Genomic DNA, 20,578 nt, shown 5'->3' on the forward strand with positions numbered 1-20,578 from the left:
TCATTCCGCATCTTCCCCAGAAAGATTTGAATAATGCTCTTTTACAAAATTAGCCCATAACTCTTCAAGCTCTTTCAAACTTCTATCCGCCAAATTTGGAAAAACTAGAGTTAATTGGTCAAGAAAACTTTCTTGTAAAGAAATAAAACCACCCACCATTTGATCATCTTCCACAATTAACATAATCAGCAAGTGATTTTTACCAACAAATTTTGAGGTGAATAAATTAGTGGATGGTCTCATAATTAAGAGCCTGAATATTTCTTTTTCTCCCCATAATTCATAGAATGCAGAAACCTTATTACCTGAAAAAAATTGAATACCTATTTGATTCTTTTTTTTGTAATCTGGACCTAATAAATATTCTTTCTTCAAAAGACGTTGTAGATCATCATGATTATTCAACTATAAGCCTCCATCCCTATACGGTTTGCTTCAATTGTATTATCTAAGAACTCATCAATTAGTTGTTTAAGTATATTGTATCCAAATGGTTTGATATTAATTTCAGGATCACTTGGTTCAATTTGAACAAATGCGAGCGTTCTATCATTTTTTTCAAAAAAACTTTCTGCACCTTTTTGTTTAGGGTAAACAGCTATCACTTTGCTTACTGGAGAACGATTAAGTCTGAATCGGTCAGGTTTATTTATATCCCAGTGCCATATTCTAAGATAGTCAGATAGTTGCTTCATTACATCATTTTCTTCTTTATCATCCCATAAGTATCTATGGCTTCTGTATTTTGCATCCAAAATCAAAGTGTTGAGAAATTCATTATTATTTTTATAGATTGATACTCGAATATCAGGAGCTTTTTTTATATTAGCTTTAAAATGGCTTATACTTTCATCTCTATCAACAATAATGGTATCGTAAGCTAGCTCAATATAATATTCTCCACTTTCGTCTTCAAATATAAGTGAAGTTTCAGAACTTAGATTGCCAATTAGTAAAGTAGGATCAGTCTCATCTGCTAACCAACCTTTAGTCCACTTATAATTATTCTCAATTAAAATATCTATTACTAGACATAGAACATAGTACTCAAAAAGAAGCGATGTCTTCTTATAGGGGAAAGTTACTTGCTTAGCAGACTCTCTTTTTTGCAATGATTCAATATTCCTGTAAAACTGATATAACCCTGAATATCTTGAGTCTTGCAAAAGGCGTAAAGTTGGTTTTTTTTCCGTAATTTTCTTAACAAGCGCTAAGCTTTCCCCTTGTTCAACCCTTGAAAGGTATGCTATATATTTGTTTATTTCAAAAATGTTTCTTTCCATTCTACGTCTGCTTTCTATTAATTGATCTATAGATTTCAGCCCATTTTGAATTAATTTATTAAGCTCTCTTTTTTTTGTTTCGAAGCCCATCTTATTGATAATTCGACCTATTCTATACTCGTATTCTAACTGTTCATTTTGTTTCTTATCTATCTTAATTTGTTGCTCAGAATAACTATTTCTAAACATTGTTTGTAGCTGTTTAAGATTTATTCTAGTTGTTCGCACGATATGTTTAACCCAACGATTCTCCAAATTATCTTTAGTAAGGGTGGTGTGCTTTTCTTTAAAATACATTGGTGTAAGGTAACTAACATTTTTACTTGCCCCCTTTTTTGAGAGCCATCTCTGACTTTTATTATCTGGTTTACGAGATATTTTAGTTTCCTCATAGATTTGAACAACATCAACTATTGGATTATCTACGATCTTCTCCAAATTAAATCGTAATTTCCCAAAATTCTTTTGGAAATGTTGATATATTTTCAGAGCATTTGGTACTTGATTCTGATCATCCTCAAAGACTCCAGTACGACTTTTCAATAGATCGAAAGATAAACCCAGTAATTTTTTTTCGAGGTAAACCTTTAAATTTGACAATTCTCCCCAACTCAAATTTTTAGGTTCTATCCTATACAAAGCTTCAAAGATTCCTGATGAAGATCTAACTAATACTAAATAATCACCAGGAACAAGCATACTTTCTGTTTCTCCTGGTTTAATTACTTGCAGGCTATCGCCAGGTTCAATTTCTACAAGCTCTTCAGTATCATATTTTTCAATGTACATTCTATCACTAGAATTGATAGATTCAAATTTAAGCTTTATACCCTCATATTCTTTTATAATTTCTATTTCATTTTTTTGCTGGTCTTTAGAATAAAGGTTTAGCTCTTTATAAGGAGACCAAGCAGCACCTTGATATTTTTGAATAGACAAAAGGGCTTTAGGATGCATAATCATTGATATGCAACTCCCTTGCTTTCCGTTTTATTTCATTAAGCGTGATAGTGAAGTTACTTATTTCTTGAGCACGATCAGAGGTGAAATAATTATAAAGATAACTGTCCTGTGGGATTCCATCAATTGAACTTAACGTTCCAATAAGATCTCCGAACTGTTCAAAAGAACCTCTAATTTTAGTCAAAATCCTTTGCTTAACTAATAGATCTATTGCTTTTGAACGTTCAATTTTAGGAACATTTAAATCATCATTGGGGATATTACTCAAATATAATCCCATACGTTCAAGTGCTCTAAAAGATACCCCTTTTTGTTTGTCAAATTGCTGTATTAATTCGTGCAAATCATCAAAAAAGTTGAGCTCAAAATCACTGAATATCATCCAAGCATCTTTATTAAAATTCCAGGAACGATATGTACTTCGCATCCGATATAGTTCTTCGTAATCAGTACTTACCATTTCTTGTTCTTTAACAAACTCAGTTATAGATTTTCTGTGAGAAGCAAATTTCTTTTTTTGTGGCGTCACAATATTCGCTCTATCAAGTAATCTATCTGAAAAGTTTTTAGTTGTCTCATCCACATTTGCCGTTCCAATAAAAATTACATTATCAGCTATCTCAATAGAAGAAGGATATTTTGAGGAATTATGGCATACTGAGTCACGACTCCATAGTTTCAATTCTCTGAACTTTTCATTTTCATCTATTTCAAGGAGTGAAATAAATGGAGCAAACCAATGCTCAACTTGTGACAAATTCATCTCATCAAAAATAACCATATGCATTTGAGAACGATAATTTTTAGCATGAATTAATAAGTCAACAAGTCCAGTTTCCGCAGGGACGTATAAGCCACTACTAGAGTTATGAAAACCAATTAAATCTTCAGGTTCTGTATAAGAAGGACTTATCGGTAAAACTAACAAAGTACCATCTTGTTTGGATAGACCTAATGTTTTGGCATATATTAACGCTAACTGACTTTTTCCAGTTCCACTCATTCCCGAGAGAATGGTTATTGGGTTTGTCTTAACGCTAATATGAAAATTAACTATATCTTCTTGTTCATAGCATAATTTTTTCATAATCGCTTTTTTCTCTAGATCATGAAGAAACTTTTGCTCTAGTTTCTGAAGTTCAACTATTTCATCTTCTTCATTTCGAATTATTTCTACGTTTTCTTTATAAAGATCAAGTCCAGGTGATAATTGTTTCTCAGTTTCTACGCCATCATTAATAATACTCTCGCCCTCTTTAGAAAAGTTTTCATGTAAACCTATTAAGTATCCTTCATCAATAAATACAAGATGATCAGGATTAGCTATGACCTGATGCTTCTTCAAATCAAATTCATTGAGTCTAATTTTTTTTATGTCCTTCGGTGTAGTATAAATCCACCCATTCTTTTTACCAGGATCCTTTTTCCAACCATCTTTAAATGAATACAAGTAACCATCACTAATCACATAATCTGGCTGAAACATATTGTGTTGGAAATCTTTCAGTAAAATTAATTTTGAATTTTTTAATGATTGTTCGAATTTATGTGCATCTGAAACTATAGGTACTGGCATGTATTCTGTATCAGAAGAAACGTCAAATTCCTCCAATGAAATTATATCCATGTTCTTAAAAATCTTTCCTTCACTTGTAAAAGTAACTTTAGGTCTAAATATAATCACTTTACTTTCTAACCGTTCTCTAATTTTTTTCAATTTACTTTCAATATCTGTTGAATAGTTAACATTAAGAGGCTTAGCACTGCTACGAAATGACTCTTCGAATCCAATATATAGCGTAGATAACCCGGTCTCTTTTGTGGACAAATCTAATTCGATTATTGGTTCTGGTTGAGAACTTATTGGACGCACATAAAAACAGATATTGTAACCGTTTTTAGTAATAGTGACTGCTTGATTTGGATTTTCACCTAAATTAGGATATTCGCTCGGGTTTGTTGACAAAATACCTAATAGGTAATTTGTATTACATTCAAGAATTTGCGATTTCAAAATTTTATCAATCTCAATCATTTATTGTACCTCCATTAAATTTAATTTATGATACGCTATTCTCTCTATAATTTCTTTTGTTCCTTTAGCGATAAAATAAGAATAATTTAGATTATTTTTTTTGCAAAATTCAGACATATTATAAATCATGTTACTATCTAATCCATCCCTCTGAATATATATAAAGCTATATTTTGTTAACTTCTCTTTTTCTATTTCCCATTTATCATGCGTGGATTGGAATATTTCCGAATAGAATACCTTTAAGAAATCATTATTTTCTGCACAAATAACCGCAATACGATCATTATTTTCTTCAGCTCTAAATTCGTTTTGGAAATAAGTAAGTTTTTCGTTTGATAGATTCAATTCATTTTGAGTTGCCTTAAGAATGTTATTCATTTCAGTAATTTCTTTATTTAAACTATTTATATTATCCTCATTTTTAAGATGAAATTGTAATAATTCCTTTTTCTCTGTTTCGAAATCCTTCTTTATTTGCTCAGTTCGGCTTACTTCTTTTTGGAATTTATCATTCATTAATTCAAAATCAGTTATTTGACTTTGTAAAACTTTTATCAAGGATTTCATTTTCGCATTTTCTTCAATTACTTCATCATGTAGTTCCTTATTATTCTCATTAATTTTTTTTGCCAAAACACTTACTTTTTCATCTTTATTAATAACTAATTGCTCAGTAGCATACAGTAACATACCAATTCGGATATCTTCGCTTAAATCAGGGTGAGTTTTAAGATATGAAAAATATAATAAATAATCTGGAATAGGCTTATAATCCTTTTTTTTGTTAATGAACTCTCCTAATGACAACGGAGCTACTTCTTTAATAATAAATTCATAATTGGACTCATCGCTTTGCATTGGACCTTTCAAGAGATTGTCAAGGAATTTTTCGAAAGCATTTTCTTTTAGATATTCTGATGTCGCTTTAAGATAGTCAACCGCTTCTTGATTTGTTTCAAATACGGAGTAACTCGCAAAAATAGGAATGCTTTTCTCGTAATTTCGAACTAAGTCAGGTAATATCAGAAATAATTCTTCAGGTTGATACTTTAGGGCTATAGCTAGTTTATAATACTCTGGTATTTCATTATTTAAGGATAGCATTCTGAATAAAATCTCAGAACCGACCTCTCCAAAATAAGAATCATTTTGTTGATTTTTAAATTTATTTAAATGGATATAAAAAGGGCTTCTTTGGCCACCTTTATAGTTTCTAACTTTTGAAGTCTGACCTCGAAATATGTTACGTATATGAATTTTCTTTTGTTTCAAATTTGCCTTTTTACTGAATCCTGGAACAGTTTCGGAAAATTCTTTTAAAATTTTATTAGCAGTAGCCTCATCTAGTAAATCAACATATAAATCTATTTCATTCATAGTTTTCTAATGCCCCTTACTTATTAGGTGAATTATCTGAATAGGGGACAGTCATTAATATATATTTTAGTATTAATGAATTATTTTGATGAGTATGACTGCTATTCCCCCATTCACTCTAATTAGTTACAATCAGCCAAGTTAATCTACAAAACTAATAACTTCAGAAATTAGGCTCTAAGTTCTTTGAAAGCTCCATAAATTTAGTCAAGAAACTTATTGAATTCAAATGAGTTGCTGCAAAGCAGCATATGATAGATCTTCGGAAAAGATCCCTGGACGGTTTTGAAGCTAAAATTTCCGCGCTTCGTAGAATCGGACTCGCAAAGGAAAGTTTTCACTATATTTAACAAAATTCTTCAACATAGTTTTCAACCAAGTAATATTACTTAGTAATATCTCCTATACCATCTCATCCTGAAGGATTTTCCAAACTTGCTTGACTTAATCAGACCATGATAATCGTAGCTCCTAGTGGATTTCACCTGAGGATAGAGCTAAGTTATCTTTCCATCTACACTATCTCCAACCGACAATATAACCGCAATTCCCATTAAAATCGACATATAAGTTAACTTTGGTTAATCAAAGAATAATTAGAGTAATAATAACTATACCAAAAGACCTATAAAAAAAATGTCGAATTATAGGACGTTTGTTTTTATTTTAGTTTATAAAGCATAGAACAAAAAAAATTATTAATGGAGAATCTCAACTTCTCACTTGAGATTTGTGTTTAAAATTTATTATCAATGAAATTCTGATTAACATCTCACAAATTTCCATTTTCTTAAAGTTGGGATTTTTCTGCTTGTATGTCTATAAGAATCATCATTGAAACCCCACTTTGACACCCCTCTCAAAAGTTCTATTCTAATAACGAACCAACCATTCACTATTAAGGAGTCGTTCCCGATGGTGCAAGCTAAGAAAGACGAAGTCAGGAAAGAGATTGAATACGCGGCGCTAAAAGTATTCTTTGAAAAGGGCTATGTGGATGCCAAGATGAGCGATATTGCGAATGAGATCAATATTTCCGTGGGCAATATCTATACTTATTTTAAGAACAAGAAAGAACTATTCTACGCCGTTGTGCCGCCGGATCTCGTGGATTATCTGAAAAATGTGCTGGTGGAGACGATTCACTTTGATAACCAGACCTTGTTAGAGGATACGGATAGCGAGCGAAAGTCGGCACTGTTGCAGGAACAGGTGGATGTATTACGTAAATACCGGAATCAGATTGTCATCATCTTTGAAAAGAATAAAGGCACCATCTACACCAACGCCAAAAATGAACTTGTTGAGCTAATGATCGAAACCAAGAAGGCCTATCTCAAGAACCAATATAAACGGTATGAGATTGGTACCGAGGAGAATTTAATTTTACTGAACATTCTCGCGCACAACGTGATCGATATGAATTTGGATCTGTTGAAGAGGGATATGAGTGAGGACAGCCGGAAGCAAATTTTTGAAGCGTTGTATGTATACAGACTGTACGGTATGAAGAGTCTCAACGAATAACACTCCATCTCATCATTTATATAATAAAAAGTTGGGCGGATGAACGTAATGTTCTCCTCCCAACTTTAAGTATTTGTTCGTCTGCAATCTCTTCGTTCAAAGAATACTATTTGTCTTTCAATTCTACAACCACGCTGTCAATTTGCAAATTTGTATCCCCTGACGCTGTTTGGGAGAATGTAATCTTCAGGCTGCCATTCGTCACTTTTACGGTTTTAGAAATGGTTGTATATTCCTCTCCATGAGGGATAGATACATAAACTGGCTTTCCCCCATAACCCGTTAATTGCATGCGACTGCTTGAGGGGTTACCGGTATTCTGCTTTACCTTGGCGCTAACGGTGTAGGTGCCCGGGTTCAGACCAGAGACCGTTTGGAATACGCTGGCAGTATACGGCTCAGACCCATAAATCCAATACTTACTTCCTTCATAAGCATCATTAGAATCTACGCCATGATCAGCTGTTCCAGTATATGTCCATCCCTGTTGTCCATTCTCAAAATTACCGTTAACCACGTACTCCTTCATTGACGGATTTGTCTCACAGCCCGAATCTTCAACACTCATATAAATCATATTCCAATACTCCAAGGAAGGGACAGTAACTTTTAAATATTTTCCATTTCTATCTTTCCCCTTCGTAAAGGCCAACGGTTTCGATCGTCCATCATTGGCATCCGGCGAAGCCAGCCATACGCTGGTTACTTCATTCGAGTAGTAATACTTCATTTCGAAGTTGGAGATTTGCTGCGGTGTTTCCTTTTGTCCGTCATTGGCTCTCCAATCCTTCCGGCTTACTCCGAGCAAATTGATCATTTGAACGATCTCATATTGGCTATCTTTCTTGCCATAAGCCCAAATTTTGTTGGCATCTCCATAGGCACTGCTGGCATATGCCGGAAACTCAATACGATTCGTTGTCTCTGTTTGACCATCGCGAAGCAGGTTTTCGTAAGCTACAATGAAGTCATACAACTTGCTTATGCGATGCTGCAATTCTTCTGTCATGTACAAGTTCTGATCGGGAAAATACTCGTTGCTTAGCATATTGCCGTTATCACCAAGCTCCATCCGTGCACCGCCAGCAGCATACACACTGGCACCTGTCAACATGACGGCCGCTGTATTAAACGGACTGCCTGGGTTCTGCTCACCGTAGTCGTAGCTCATATAAGCGGGAACAACAAGTGATTTCCCTCCACTCTCTCTACGAGACTGTTCAATTTCTTTTTTTAGAGAGTAATAGGTGTCATACAGCATGCCGTCACTATCTCGGTCCCATGGCCAAATCTCAGCATAAAGTGCATCTACACTAGATTTGTTAACGTTTTCAATTCCTTGTGCGCCGACCGGGTTAAAGACAAGTTTCTTGTCACCTATCGCTTGTTTGGCATTGTTTAAAAATTCCGTGTACGTGTCTTTTACATATAGGGTCTGGTTGTCAGCGGTTTTCATTTTCCCCCATTCACCCACAGTATCACCATGCCATCCGTCAAAATCAAAGGTCTGAAACACCTTATTCATTTCGCCAAAAATATAGTTCTGCCACCCTGGATTTCTTGGATTAAAAAAATAGAGATCTGTTATACCCGTCGATGTGGAATCCGACATTTTAAAACTGAAATTCCCTTTCCCATTCGGGTTATCATCTGCATAATAGAGGGCCCAATCCCGCTCAACTCCATCTAGGTCATAACCAGATGTCGCAGCATAGATCATATTGTAAGCCATATTCGACATCCCCATTGCTTTTGCCTGCGAGATGTAACTTCTAACTGTATCTCCGTAAATCACCCGACCTGACCAGTCGTCCCACTGAACCATGTTCGGTGAAACAGGCTTGTGATGTCGGTACTTCCAATCATAATATTGTAAAACATTGATATGATAGTTTTTAAGCTTGTCGATTCTTTCCGTGGTATTGGTATTTGAATTGAAGTCCCAAACATACCCGTAACGAGGGAATTTAGTCCACGTAGAAGATACGTCAACGCCGACCGTGTCCGAGTCAACAATCACTCCGGCAGCGTCTTTCACGTGCACTTCAATCAGATATCCTTTAAAATCGGACTCCGGGGCAATCCAGTTGGCCATCATCATCAGATCTGTATTGTTATTCAAATTTAATGCCTTCGTTATGGTTTCACCGACCTGCTCCTGTAAATACTTTGCTGTAATCTCTACCGAACCTCCAACAATATTCCGTCCTAATTTGTTTTTCAGATCAATGCGGAGCTCGACCTTCGATCCAGGATCATACATTGCCTTATCTGTCGTTACATCATACAACAGCTTCCCCGTACTTGCTGCTTCACTTATATTCGGATGTAAAGCAATCTGGCTAAAAAGTATAACTCCTATTAATAAAATCATTCGAGGGACTTTAATTCGATTTTTTCTCAAGAAAATCATCCTTTCATCATTCGTATGTCAAAAAAATGGAAGCGTATTCATAATTTCATAATTAGAAGAAGGAGGCCGATTAAACCTGCCCTCTTCGGATTTCGTTCCTTATTCTTTCACTGATCCGATAACCAATCCAGAAACAAAGTATCTCTGCAAGAATGGATAGATTAACAACACAGGGATAATGGAAACTACAATTTTAGCTGCATTCAGCGTTTTATTCGAAACGGACGCTAGCGATTTTAATTGTGAAGGGTCCGTAACCTTCGTCACATCAACAGTCAATTGCTGAATATAGGTTTGAAGTGGATAGTTAGACGAGCTATTCATATACAGCAAACCGCTAAAGTAATCATTCCAATGACCAACCATTGAGAATAAACCGATCGTGGCCAATGCAGGCAATGAAATGGGAAGGAATATACCAAACAAAATTCTGAGTTTGGATGCACCGTCCATAACGGCAGCTTCTTCAAGCGCATCCGGAATACTTTTGAAAAAATTCATCAATAAGATGACGTTAAAGATCGGTACCGCCCCCGGCAATATAAGCGCCCATATCGAATCGATTAGTCCTAAACTCTTAATAACCATGAAGATTGGAATCATTCCGCCAGAAAAAAGCATGGCAAATATCATACTATTCATATACATATTACGTGCATGAAAACTATGCTTATTTTTGGACAATGGATAGGCCATCAGAACAGATAACAATAAATTCAAAGCAGTACCAAGGACTACCCTCTCCACAGAAATAACAAACGAACGCCAAAACTGTGTATCATCGAGTAAAAGCTTATAGGCATTCAGATTAAAATTAACAGGCCATAGACCAACCAGATTGGCTTGGGCAGCTGATTTATCACTAAAGGAGATCGACACCATATTAAGCAGAGGTAAAAAGCATAGTGCGGTCAATAATAATAAAACAATCCATATACACGCATCCGCAAAGCGGCTTCCGAATGTTTTTGATCTCATTGGGCTCTCCCTTCCTTAAAAAATCCGCATTTTCACAAGTTTAATGGATAATTGATTTGCGGCTATAAGCAAGGTAAAAGACACCACTGATTTAAGCAAACCAACTGCAGTCGCAAAACTATATTGTTGTCCAAGCAGACCAACACGATAGACATAGGTATCAATAACATCCCCGGTTTCATAGACAATCGGATTATACAGGGCAAAAATTTGATCAAAACCGGCGTTAAGGATATTTCCTAAGTTTAAAGCTGAAATAAGCATGATCGTAGGCAAGATTCCTGGAAGTGTAATGTGGAGCAGTTGTTTGAATCTGCTGGCCCCATCAATTGACGAAGCTTCATAAAGCCCCGGATCAATGCCCGTTAGAGCGGCGAGATACACAATAGCCCCATATCCGAATCCTTTCCATACATCCGTACCAATGATAATTTCTCTAAACCAATCATTGCTTGCCAAGAAAAGAACAGGGTCTAATCCGAATAATTGTACGATTTGATTGACGGGTCCGTTGTAGTCGAATACGTTAATGACAACAGCAGCCACAACCGCCCAGGATAGAAAGTTAGGTAGATACACGATGGTTTGCATCGTTTTTTTCGCCCATTTTAGTCGGATCTCGTTTAATAATAAGGCAAACACGATAGGTACAATGGTTCCAAAAATGATTTTCCCAAGAGCGATTACCACTGTGTTTCTTAGAATCTTCATGCTATCGGGAATCTCGAACATATATTTGAAATTTTCCAAGCCCACCCAAGCTGATCTAAAAAGCCCTTTCGCCGGAGTATAATCTTGAAACGCCATCAGGATGCCAAACATCGGGACAAAGCTAAAGATGATCAAAAAGATAAAACCTGGCGCCATCATCAAATGATACCCAAGCTGTCCCACCACTTTTTTCCCTTTTCTCATACTTTCCCATAACCTTCTTTCAAAAATGTTAGAAGCGGGCACAAAGCTTGACTTGTCCCCACTTCAACCCTATTTATTTATTCATGATGGCCTGTGTAACTTCGTTGGTTATGTCACTTCCCCCGGTTCTGTTCCAAGTATCGACGAAAGTATCAAAATAACTCAATGGCTCCTCCCCCATCACAATCTTAAGAAAGGCTTCATCCTCCAATTTAACGAGGTTCGTCCATTTCAGCTTCATGCTCTTGGTTTGACCAAAGAATACAGGGTGCACATCACTCACCTTTGTTTCCGCCATTAATTTAGCTCCTACCATTCTGGACATGTATCCACTCCATTGATTGGCATCGGCTTTCTCCGGGTCTTTCATGTAACCTACGATTTTATCGTACGATGTTCGGTCATCCAGCGTTAACGTTTCATATTCTTTCTCCCCGTCAACGGTCGCCTTCAAATCCTTGTACATTTGTGCGGTTGCATCGTTATAGTTCACCATAATTCCCAGCGGTTTGCCGCCATCGAATCCACCTTTAATAAATTCGACAACCGGTTCATAGTTCAGATCTTCATTTACCAGCTTGTCATTCAGTGCGCTGGTGAGTTTAGGAAGCAGCTCCGGATGCTCGAACCCTTTTCTGACCACATAAAATTCAGCGGCTGGATTTTGGGTGTATGCCGTTACTTCTCCGCTGCCATCTTTAGAAATAATATAGGGTCTCCAATCCGCATCATTATTTTGGCGTTTGGCATCATTTAGCGGATAATCTGCCGACCACCAAGGACCGAAGAAAGCGCCTGCTTCGCCGCTGATAATTACGGATTCAATGCTATCGCGCACAGCCATTTGCCGATCAATCAAGCCTTTTTTATACCAGTCGGCAAGCAATCCTAAGCTCTGTTTGGTTTCCTCCGTAGTGGACCCGTATACAACTTCCCCATCTTTATCCAGCCATTGGCGAGGGAAGGATTGATAGGTTGCAAAAATATTATCGGCCTGAAATAGTGAGCCGTATAAACCACCGATAGATTTTGCAAGCACTAATCCTACGGTTTTCCCTTTTCCGTTGCCGCCAGGATCTTTTTGTACAAACTCGGTGAGGATCTTCTCCATATCTCCAACCGTCTTAGGTTCGGACAAACCCAGCTTATCAAGCCAATCTTTTCTTACCCATAACATCGTCGGAATATTGGCATTAGAGGTTGATGGCATAGCCATCAGCTTCCCATCAAACGTGGCTGCTTCCAGTACTCTTCCCCCATAGGAAGCATATTTCTCTTTCACGATATCCGAAGTGCTCGACTCATATACTTCTGTTAGGTCAGCGATCATATCATTATCAACCAATTGGCGTAATGTTTGCTCGTCTACTGCCATGATGTCGGGTAAATCGTCTGAGGCTACAGCCATTGCTACTTTCTGATCATAGTTATCTCCGGACTGAGCCTCGAATTTATTTTCATTTTGAACATTCAGCGTTTCTTTCAAATACTGTGTAAAGGCATTGTCTTCGTAGCTTTGGCCTGCAGGCAGCTTAGGAATGCCTGGTGTCGATTTTCCGACGGTATAGGTAACGGTTTCAGCATATTTCCCATATGGCGTTAGTTCTTCGGCTGTCGCTGTTGAATTTGCGCCTTCAGGACTGGAACTTGTTGAACACCCCGCCATAAGAACGCTTACAGACATGAACAGTGCAGTCGCTGATATCAATATTTTTCTCATTCCATACAACCCCCAACACTAAGATGTATTACAACAAGATTCTGATCATTAATTTACACTTCAACAGCAAAAGCTTCGTAAGGATTTAATAACAGATTGGCAAAATCAACGGATTCCCGACCATAGTTGCTGATGATTATGTTCTGGCTTTGACCAAAGTTCGGCATATTCAAAGTCGCCTTTTCTGGACCGAAATTCGCAACTATGGCCCATGTTTGGCCTTGATAATGCCTTAGATACATGAATACGTGCGCTGGTGTATCTACCAATTCATAGTCTCCCCACACGAGAATAGGATTAGCTTTCCTTAACTGAATTAGTTGTTTATAACAATAAAAGATCGAATTCGGGTCTGCCAGACTGGCTGTCACATTCACTTCCCGATGATTAGGGTTGACGTGCAACCACGGTATTCCTGATGTGAAACCGGCCTGTTCAGAATCATCCCATTGCATCGGAGTTCTGGAGTTATCCCGCCCCTTGGCATTGATAGATTCAATAATTTCTTCATGTTTGTATCCGCTTTCGAATCGTTCATGATACATGTTAATGCTCTCAATATCCTGAACCTCGTTAATATCCGTTACAGGGTAGTTGGTCATTCCGATCTCTTCCCCCTGATAAATGTAAGGCGTCCCTTTCATGAGATGAAGCAGGATGGCAAACATTTTTGCACTTTCGACCCGATATGCGGAATCGTTCCCCCAGCGCGACACAATCCGTGGACAGTCATGATTGTTCCAAAACAGGCTATTCCAACCTTCGTTCCCTAAGGAAACCTGCCACTTACTAAGAACCTGTTTTAATTCGTTCACATCCAGTGGCTTAAGATCCCACTTTTCCTTCCCTTCTTGTTGATCCAAACCAATATGTTCAAATTGGAAGACCATGGACAACTCGTTGCGCTTGGGGTCCGAGTACAGCTTGGCGATTTCAGGTGTAGCCCCCCAGGTTTCTCCAACGGTTAAGACATCGTATTTCCCAAAGGTTTCTCGGTTCATTTCCTGCAAATAATCGTGCAGCTTAGGCCCATTGCCGGTTACTCCCAGATCGGGGATTTTCCCCACCAAATCGATAACATCCATTCGGAAACCGCCGACCCCTTTTTCCAGCCAGAAGTTCATCATGTCCCATACTTCTTGTCTGACTTTCTCGTTCTCCCAGTTAAGATCCGGCTGTTTTTTACTGAAGAGATGAAGATAATATTGATTGCTCTCCGCATCGTACTCCCATGCACTTCCACTAAAAGCTGAACGAAGGGAGTTGGGGACGTCGTTGTTTAGCGGATCTCTCCAAATGTAATAATCACGGTATGGATTATCCTTGCTCTTCCGAGATTCAATAAACCACTTATGTTCATCTGAGGTATGATTGACAACTAAATCCATAATAATTTTGATATCGCGCTGACCTGCTTGCTCAATTAACTCATCCATATCTTCCATTGTGCCAAACTCTGGCATAATAGCTTGGTAGTCGCTGATATCATATCCGTTATCATCATTAGGAGACTGATAAACAGGACTTAGCCATATAGCCGTAATCCCCAATTCTTGCAAATAATCCAATCGGTTGATAATGCCTCTCAAATCTCCAATGCCATCGCCATTGCTATCCTGAAAACTTCGAGGATAAATCTGATATATGACCGCAGTCTGCCACCATTTTTGTTTCAAAACGTCCACTCCTCACTGTCCATCGTTTTGTGATAATTACTTAAACGTTTAAGTTTACTTAATCTCTCTAAATATGCTTAAAACACCTTGATTCAACATAATTCCCCTACCTAATGAATCCATTTTAAACTTAAAATAATGCAAAACACTTGGATTTTACGTAAACGTTTACTCTATATTGCAAAAAAAAGATTCTCACCTCCATAGCAGAATTACCTCCGATATTATAGAGCGATTATCTACATACCGGAGCGTAACCATTTGCCTTATTACAGAGTTAAAGTTATGTCTTAGATTTTACGGTTTGTCTTTCCACAATGGAATGGCTGACGATACTGCTAGGAACCTCTCCCTGCTCTTCAATTAATGTTATTAATTTTTCAACAGCAATACGTCCCATTTCAGCCAATGGTTGATGAATCGTTGTCAAAGGCGGGTAAATGATTTTTGCTAAATTTAAGTCGTCGTAACCGATGATCGAAAGCTCTTCTGGAACCTTTATCCCTTTTTCAAAAGCCATTCCCATAGCTCCAATCGCCATTTCATCACTAGCTGCGAAAAGGGCTGTGAAAGGTGGTGCTTCCTCCAATAGCTTCGCCATAGCTGATCTTCCACTTTCCATATGGAAATTTCCGTAAGCTATTTTAGTTTCTTCAAAAGGAATCCCGTGATCTGCAAGAGCTTGTCGGTAACCCTCAACGCGAGGAATACCTGCTACAGTGTCCCAAGGAGTTCCACCGATCATCGCAATGTCAGTGTGTCCTTTTTCAATTAAGTAGGCAGTTGCTTGATAAGAAGCTTGCCGATCATCGACCTTCACATACGGGATTGAGTATTTGGAAGAATGTGTGTTAACCAATACAACAGGCATCTTCATATTTTTCAACTGATGATAGTATTCATCTTTCAATAGCTCACTTGTGAATACAACACCATCCACCTGTTTTTCCCGAAGAACCTGTAAATATTTCATGGTCCTTTTTCCATCTGCTGCTGTATTACATACGATTACACTGTAATCCTTTTCATTGGCAGCTTCCTCAATACCATAAAGAATCTCGGACGTGAACCCACTGGACACATTGGGAAACAAAACGCCAATGGTTTGTGTCCTTTTATTGATGAGTCCCCGAGCAATAGCGTTAGGGTGGTATCCAAGCTCTTCAACAGCTTCAAGGACTTTAACCTTTGTTTTATGAGAATAGCCATTTAAATTATGGAGCACTCTCGAAACTGTGGCTACGGATACGTTTGCCGCTTTGGCTACATCCTTAATCGTTGGAGTAATAGTCTCACCCCATTTCTTAAATATACGTCTTACGTAAACGTTTAACTGAAGTATAATTACAACCCTTTCATTTGTCAACGACTCTTGTAAATGGGACAATGAAATCGCATTCACACCAATCAATCATTGAAGCCCTGAGGTACATTGGATATCGGCACACAGATCAAGGAAGTAGATGAGATACTTAACTCTGTATGGTGAGTCAAGACTGGGATTGGCACGCTCATTTTCTTGATCCGTATCAATGCACTGCGCGTTATTCTTGCATCGTGGTAAACTGCGAAGGCTTCGCTGAAATAGTTCAAGTAATCGGACTCGTGGGATTTGGGGGATAGAATAATCATTTTGCGTGCCAATTCGTCACGGTACAGTTCAAATACTTTGGCTTTCCTGCTCTCGTCCAAGGCACTGTCGAATTCATCCAGCATAATGTAGCCCGGATTCGCGTCAATGGTTTTCATAAGTGCCAGCGCAAACAGCAAAGAGCTGAAAAAGGTGCAAGAAGAACAAAAAAGCCAGGTATTAGTTGAAGATTGGTGCTTTCGGTTGGATATAAAAAAAGGCTATTCCCAGACGTCATACGGATGACAGGGAGAAGCCTCTTGGAATTTGTATAATTCTAACGAATTTAGGAGTGTTTAATTACTTATCAATCATTCAACCCTTTACCCTCCAGGATCGGCTGCATGTATTTCTCGATTCGTGACACTTTTGTTTTGGATTGCTTTGGTTGTGAGAAATAATAGAGATATGCCCGCTGCCGTCCGGGTGTCAGTGCTTCAAATGCGGCCTGGAAAGTAGGATTCTCATTGAACTGCTGCTGAAGTTCCTCGGGAACACTATATTCGGCAGTTTTTTTCATTTCCACTTGTAATCCAGCCTGTTCCACTTCAATCGCTTGCTGGATATAGGCTTTGATCATAGCCTCCTGCTCCTCAATCTGCTCCAGACTGGTGAAGCGAAGCTGGCGTTCTGCCTGTACATTCTCTGTTTGCTGGACCAAAATGCCGTGTGTATCCTTCAGCAGAGCACCTTTGAAGAACAGAATGGCCACGTATTCTTTGAATCCATGAATCAAAACGATGTTTTTCCCATCCAGCATGTAACAAGGATGCATCCACTTCATATCCTCTGTCAGTTCAAAATCCCGAATAATCTCTCTCAACTTTGTGGACTCTTCCTTCCACGTTTTGAGTTTCTTTAGATAGCCGTCAACTTTGCGATTCCCACTTGTATCGGTCATGGAGAAATACCTCTCTTTATCTCATGTTCTTATAGGTTCAATTGTACTGGTTTTCAGTGGATTGTACAGCGTTGCTTACAGAGCTTTTATTGACTTTTCCACTTGAATTTAAACCTTAATAACAACAAAGACCATCCTGTTAGATGGCCTATAATTTATTTTAATCCAATCTCATCTAATAAGTTTCAATCGACAGTTTACCATACCCATAGTAAAATAATGGAATGTCTATTGCCATAATCCAACATACGAAAGGATGATTTAATTGAGAGAGTACACAGTTGTTCCAGGTCCGAAAAATGTTCAAGTAAACCGAGGTGATACTCAGGCTGCTGTTAATTTATTTGCGGATATCATCAATCACAAAGCACAATCCGGATGGATCTATCAATCGATGGAGTCGCTAGCTGTCACCGAGAAGCCCGGTTGTCTCCAGCAACCTGTTACAACGCATCATTATATGCTTATTTTCTACAGAGAGATTTAATAATCGTATAACAATCATGAGAAACTCAGAATCTGAGGAACTGATATTTAATAACATGCCATCCGAAGAAGAACTTATTAGACTCTTACATACACATCATGAAGAAAACGACCCTCGAAGCAGTTTCTATATAAGAACTCATGTTATTCCAGAAATTGATTGGTTGAAGTCTTTGCTTAACGTTACACTTGCATTATTGACAGGTCTAATCATCTCTATGATCTGTTTCTATCTCTTGAATCTATTCACCCCAGTATATGCTTTGCTAAGTGCCCAGATTGTTTTCATAGCAAGTATGTTATTCATCGTTCTACGACGTGTTAGAGTGATCCTGATATGGAGTATTAGAATTTATCAACGTTTTGCCCCCATTGAGGTGAGGAACAAATGTCGTTTTGAACCAAGCTGTTCTGTGTATATGATTCAAGCTATTGAGAAATACGGGGCGGTTAAAGGTCTTTCCTTGGGCATCCAGCGTCTTCGTAAATGTAATATCAACGGTGGAGGATATGATTATCCATAAAACAAAAAGGTCCATAGACAATCTATGGGCCTTTTTGTTTGGTTAACATTTCTGGCTTAAGTTAATATTCAGTAGTGACTGTGTCTCATCTTCCAACATGGAGGAAGCTATCATCCTGAAGTCTTCAGCCCCAATTTCAAAGTGACCTTTACGAAATGGAAAACCCCAATTGCGATTCCCGCGTGTAAAACTAAGTTGGTCTAACAACGTTGCGATCTTTACTTCTCGACACGGAAGATAACGGAGATCTCGGCGAAAGGGTATAAAGGATTCAGACATCTGATATTGGTATATCCTGTCATCGGTAATTTGACCAATAGCGGTAAAAGCCTGAAGTGGCTTGCCAGTTGATATGTCTGTGCGTGGAGAATAGTATATCAGCCAATCACCCGCGGACATTTGTCGCAACAGCGCTGACTTGCCATGGCACAACTGCGCAAACCCTCCCTCTACGGCTACATTTACATGAGAAGCAGATACAACGCCAATCCAATATCTACTGTCCTGATTTGGTTTCATGGATACATCCCATTCCCTTCTCTCGTTTACATTTCCAGATTCGATTTCAATCGATCTAATTGTAAAAAATGATGTCTGTAGTGCATCTCTATCAACAAAAACCACTCCTGAGCATTTAGAGCGCCAAGCCTTGGATGGCGTATTTTGTTGTTTACGGACGCTTGATGTAGAACAGATGCCGTGCTTCTCATCCGTTCCACGACCATGTGAAGCCCATCAATCAAGGACTCCATGCTCTCCGGTGGTTGCGGAGTGTACTGCGGGGAAGCAGGTACTTTAACGGGAACGGGAGGGAATTGTCCTAATTCAAACACTTGCCTACCCAGTTCTGTTTTTTCCTCCCCCAAGTTTAAAGTCGAATCCTCACTACTCAAACACTGCTCAATATTATGCAGATGCAAGAAAAGCGCTGATTGAATCAAATGTACATACATCTGTCCAATGGACCATTCCTCTTCACTTTGTTTTTTAAGTAAGCTACCCATATCCAATTTGTTCAGTTCTGCCAAATATCGTTCTACTGCCGTTTCAAATGATTTCAATACTTCCGTTGTACTTCTCATCCTTCAACCCACTCCTCTTGATCTGTGATATACCAAAGTATAAAAAAACACTACTGACAGGTGTATGTCAGTAGTGTTTTAAGATGTTTTTGGCTACTTCCTGCATTCGGAAGCGCAAAGACTCCGGCTCCAAGACCTCGATATCTCCACCCCAGCCAAGTAAATAATGCAATATTTCTTCCGGGTAGCGGACACGAAAATGAAAAATGAAACCTTCCTCTAGCTCCTCAAATGCATCCATATAAAAATGTAGGGCCTCCATAACTTTGTCAGCAATTTCAGGTTTTGCTCTGATTAATACTTGTTCGTTACGGTCGTCAGGAGGTCGATAACTGTTTAGATCAAAATCCGGTGGCAAAAGGAATTGATCCTCCAGCACGGAAAGTTCAGTCATCCGTGACAAACGAAAATGACGGATGTCTTGTCGCATATCACAACGTGCAATTAACATCCAATTCTCCTGAACCAGTGAGAGTCCGTAGGGTGAAACCTCACGCATATTATACCGATTGCCATCCGTTCCTGGCATTTTTTTCAGGTACATAAAACTGATTTTACGTTGCTCCAGAATAGCATTACGTATCTGGTTAAGGTATGTCTTCACCCGCGCTCGGGTTAAAGGTTCAACCGTATGAAGCAGTCGCATCGTTTCCCGAACACGTGTGGATTCATTACGAACGGATTCTGGTAAGATCGCTTCAATTTTTCGTTGAGCCGACTTAGCCTCCATCGCGTATTCTGTATCCAATCTCTGTTCGATAAAATCAGCTCCCATGAGCAGGGATACGGCTTCTTCTGCGGTGAAGCTTACCGGGGGCAGAAAATATCCTTCCATGAGGGAATACCCATGACCCGGAGCTCCCATAATCGGAACACCAGCCTCACTTAATGCCTGAATATCTCGATATATGGTACGTACACTTGTCTCGAATTGAGCAGCTAAATCTTCTGCTCGTAACATCTTTCTTCGCTGCAATTCAAGCGTAATCGCAAGCTGCCGCTCCGTTTTGTTCATTTTCTAGCCCCCACCGTTTCATCATCCAACCCTAACTCATTCTATCACAG

18 protein-coding genes are annotated in these 20,578 nt (G+C 38.5%); 3 read left to right on the top strand and 15 right to left on the bottom strand.

Features of this window, described 5'->3' with window-relative positions:
• The 4 genes from MKY44_RS21110 to MKY44_RS21125 are packed head-to-tail and all read right to left on the bottom strand — an operon-like array spanning nt 1 to nt 5,661.
• Complete coding sequence (locus tag MKY44_RS21110) at nt 1–405, bottom strand: hypothetical protein (RefSeq protein ID WP_341008451.1); 405 nt, start codon at nt 403–405, stop codon at nt 1–3.
• Nucleotides 402–2,246: a DUF2357 domain-containing protein gene (locus MKY44_RS21115; protein WP_341008452.1), complete on the bottom strand. Its 1,845-nt coding sequence runs from the start codon at nt 2,244–2,246 to the stop codon at nt 402–404. The genes MKY44_RS21110 and MKY44_RS21115 overlap by 4 nt, the downstream gene beginning before the upstream one ends.
• Nucleotides 2,230–4,281 (bottom strand): McrB family protein, encoded by a 2,052-nt coding sequence (locus tag MKY44_RS21120; protein WP_341008453.1) that lies wholly within the window; start codon nt 4,279–4,281, stop codon nt 2,230–2,232. The genes MKY44_RS21115 and MKY44_RS21120 overlap by 17 nt, the downstream gene beginning before the upstream one ends.
• Entirely contained in the window at nt 4,282–5,661 is a 1,380-nt protein-coding gene (locus MKY44_RS21125) for a hypothetical protein (protein WP_341008455.1), read from the bottom strand.
• A gap of 915 nt (nt 5,662–6,576) precedes the next feature.
• Here MKY44_RS21125 and MKY44_RS21130 point away from each other — a divergent pair.
• Nucleotides 6,577–7,188, top strand: a complete 612-nt coding sequence (locus MKY44_RS21130; protein ID WP_341008456.1) for a TetR/AcrR family transcriptional regulator — start codon at nt 6,577–6,579, stop codon at nt 7,186–7,188.
• Between the two features lie 106 nt (nt 7,189–7,294).
• Here the strand turns inward: MKY44_RS21130 and MKY44_RS21135 are convergent, their stop codons facing one another.
• From MKY44_RS21135 to MKY44_RS21170, 8 genes are all read right to left on the bottom strand, one after another.
• Nucleotides 7,295–9,592 carry a glycoside hydrolase family 66 protein gene (locus MKY44_RS21135; RefSeq protein ID WP_341008457.1) on the bottom strand — a complete coding sequence of 766 codons (2,298 nt, stop codon included), beginning with the start codon at nt 9,590–9,592 and terminating at the stop codon, nt 7,295–7,297.
• 108 nt (nt 9,593–9,700) lie between these two features.
• Nucleotides 9,701–10,579 (bottom strand): carbohydrate ABC transporter permease, encoded by an 879-nt coding sequence (locus MKY44_RS21140; protein ID WP_017686990.1) that lies wholly within the window; start codon nt 10,577–10,579, stop codon nt 9,701–9,703.
• Nucleotides 10,580–10,594: 15 nt separating this feature from the next.
• On the bottom strand, nt 10,595–11,494 hold the full coding sequence (locus MKY44_RS21145; RefSeq protein ID WP_090996769.1) for an ABC transporter permease: 900 nt from the start codon (nt 11,492–11,494) through the stop codon (nt 10,595–10,597).
• A 73-nt stretch (nt 11,495–11,567) separates the two neighbouring features.
• The gene (locus MKY44_RS21150) at nt 11,568–13,214 is read right to left on the bottom strand and encodes an ABC transporter substrate-binding protein (protein WP_341008458.1); all 1,647 of its coding nucleotides are present in this window, start codon (nt 13,212–13,214) and stop codon (nt 11,568–11,570) included.
• Nucleotides 13,215–13,267: 53 nt separating this feature from the next.
• Entirely contained in the window at nt 13,268–14,890 is a 1,623-nt protein-coding gene (locus MKY44_RS21155) for a glycoside hydrolase family 13 protein (RefSeq protein WP_341008459.1), read from the bottom strand.
• Between the two features lie 283 nt (nt 14,891–15,173).
• Nucleotides 15,174–16,178 (bottom strand): LacI family DNA-binding transcriptional regulator, encoded by a 1,005-nt coding sequence (locus tag MKY44_RS21160; protein ID WP_341009915.1) that lies wholly within the window; start codon nt 16,176–16,178, stop codon nt 15,174–15,176.
• Between the two features lie 119 nt (nt 16,179–16,297).
• Entirely contained in the window at nt 16,298–16,639 is a 342-nt protein-coding gene (locus tag MKY44_RS21165; RefSeq protein WP_341008460.1) for an ATP-binding cassette domain-containing protein, read from the bottom strand.
• A gap of 188 nt (nt 16,640–16,827) precedes the next feature.
• Nucleotides 16,828–17,421, bottom strand: a complete 594-nt coding sequence (locus MKY44_RS21170) for a YdeI/OmpD-associated family protein (protein WP_341008462.1) — start codon at nt 17,419–17,421, stop codon at nt 16,828–16,830.
• A 265-nt stretch (nt 17,422–17,686) separates the two neighbouring features.
• Between MKY44_RS21170 and MKY44_RS21175 the strand changes: the two genes are divergently transcribed.
• Nucleotides 17,687–17,908: a hypothetical protein gene (locus MKY44_RS21175; protein WP_100529170.1), complete on the top strand. Its 222-nt coding sequence runs from the start codon at nt 17,687–17,689 to the stop codon at nt 17,906–17,908.
• Nucleotides 17,909–18,203: 295 nt separating this feature from the next.
• Complete coding sequence (yidD, locus tag MKY44_RS31550) at nt 18,204–18,431, top strand: membrane protein insertion efficiency factor YidD (RefSeq protein ID WP_445670695.1); 228 nt, start codon at nt 18,204–18,206, stop codon at nt 18,429–18,431.
• Nucleotides 18,432–18,473: 42 nt separating this feature from the next.
• On the opposite strand, the gene MKY44_RS21180 is transcribed toward yidD, so the two are convergent.
• The 3 genes from MKY44_RS21180 to MKY44_RS21190 form a co-directional block, all read right to left on the bottom strand.
• Entirely contained in the window at nt 18,474–18,950 is a 477-nt protein-coding gene (locus MKY44_RS21180; protein ID WP_341008464.1) for an EVE domain-containing protein, read from the bottom strand.
• Nucleotides 18,951–18,976: 26 nt separating this feature from the next.
• A complete protein-coding gene (locus tag MKY44_RS21185) occupies nt 18,977–19,513 on the bottom strand; it encodes a DinB family protein (protein WP_341008466.1) in 537 nt (178 codons plus the stop codon).
• A gap of 67 nt (nt 19,514–19,580) precedes the next feature.
• The gene (locus MKY44_RS21190) at nt 19,581–20,528 is read right to left on the bottom strand and encodes a helix-turn-helix transcriptional regulator (RefSeq protein ID WP_341008468.1); all 948 of its coding nucleotides are present in this window, start codon (nt 20,526–20,528) and stop codon (nt 19,581–19,583) included.
• Between the last annotated feature and the right edge of the window lie 50 nt (nt 20,529–20,578).

Source organism: Paenibacillus sp. FSL R7-0026 (assembly GCF_038004485.1).
GTDB lineage: Bacteria > Bacillota > Bacilli > Paenibacillales > Paenibacillaceae > Paenibacillus > Paenibacillus xylanexedens_A.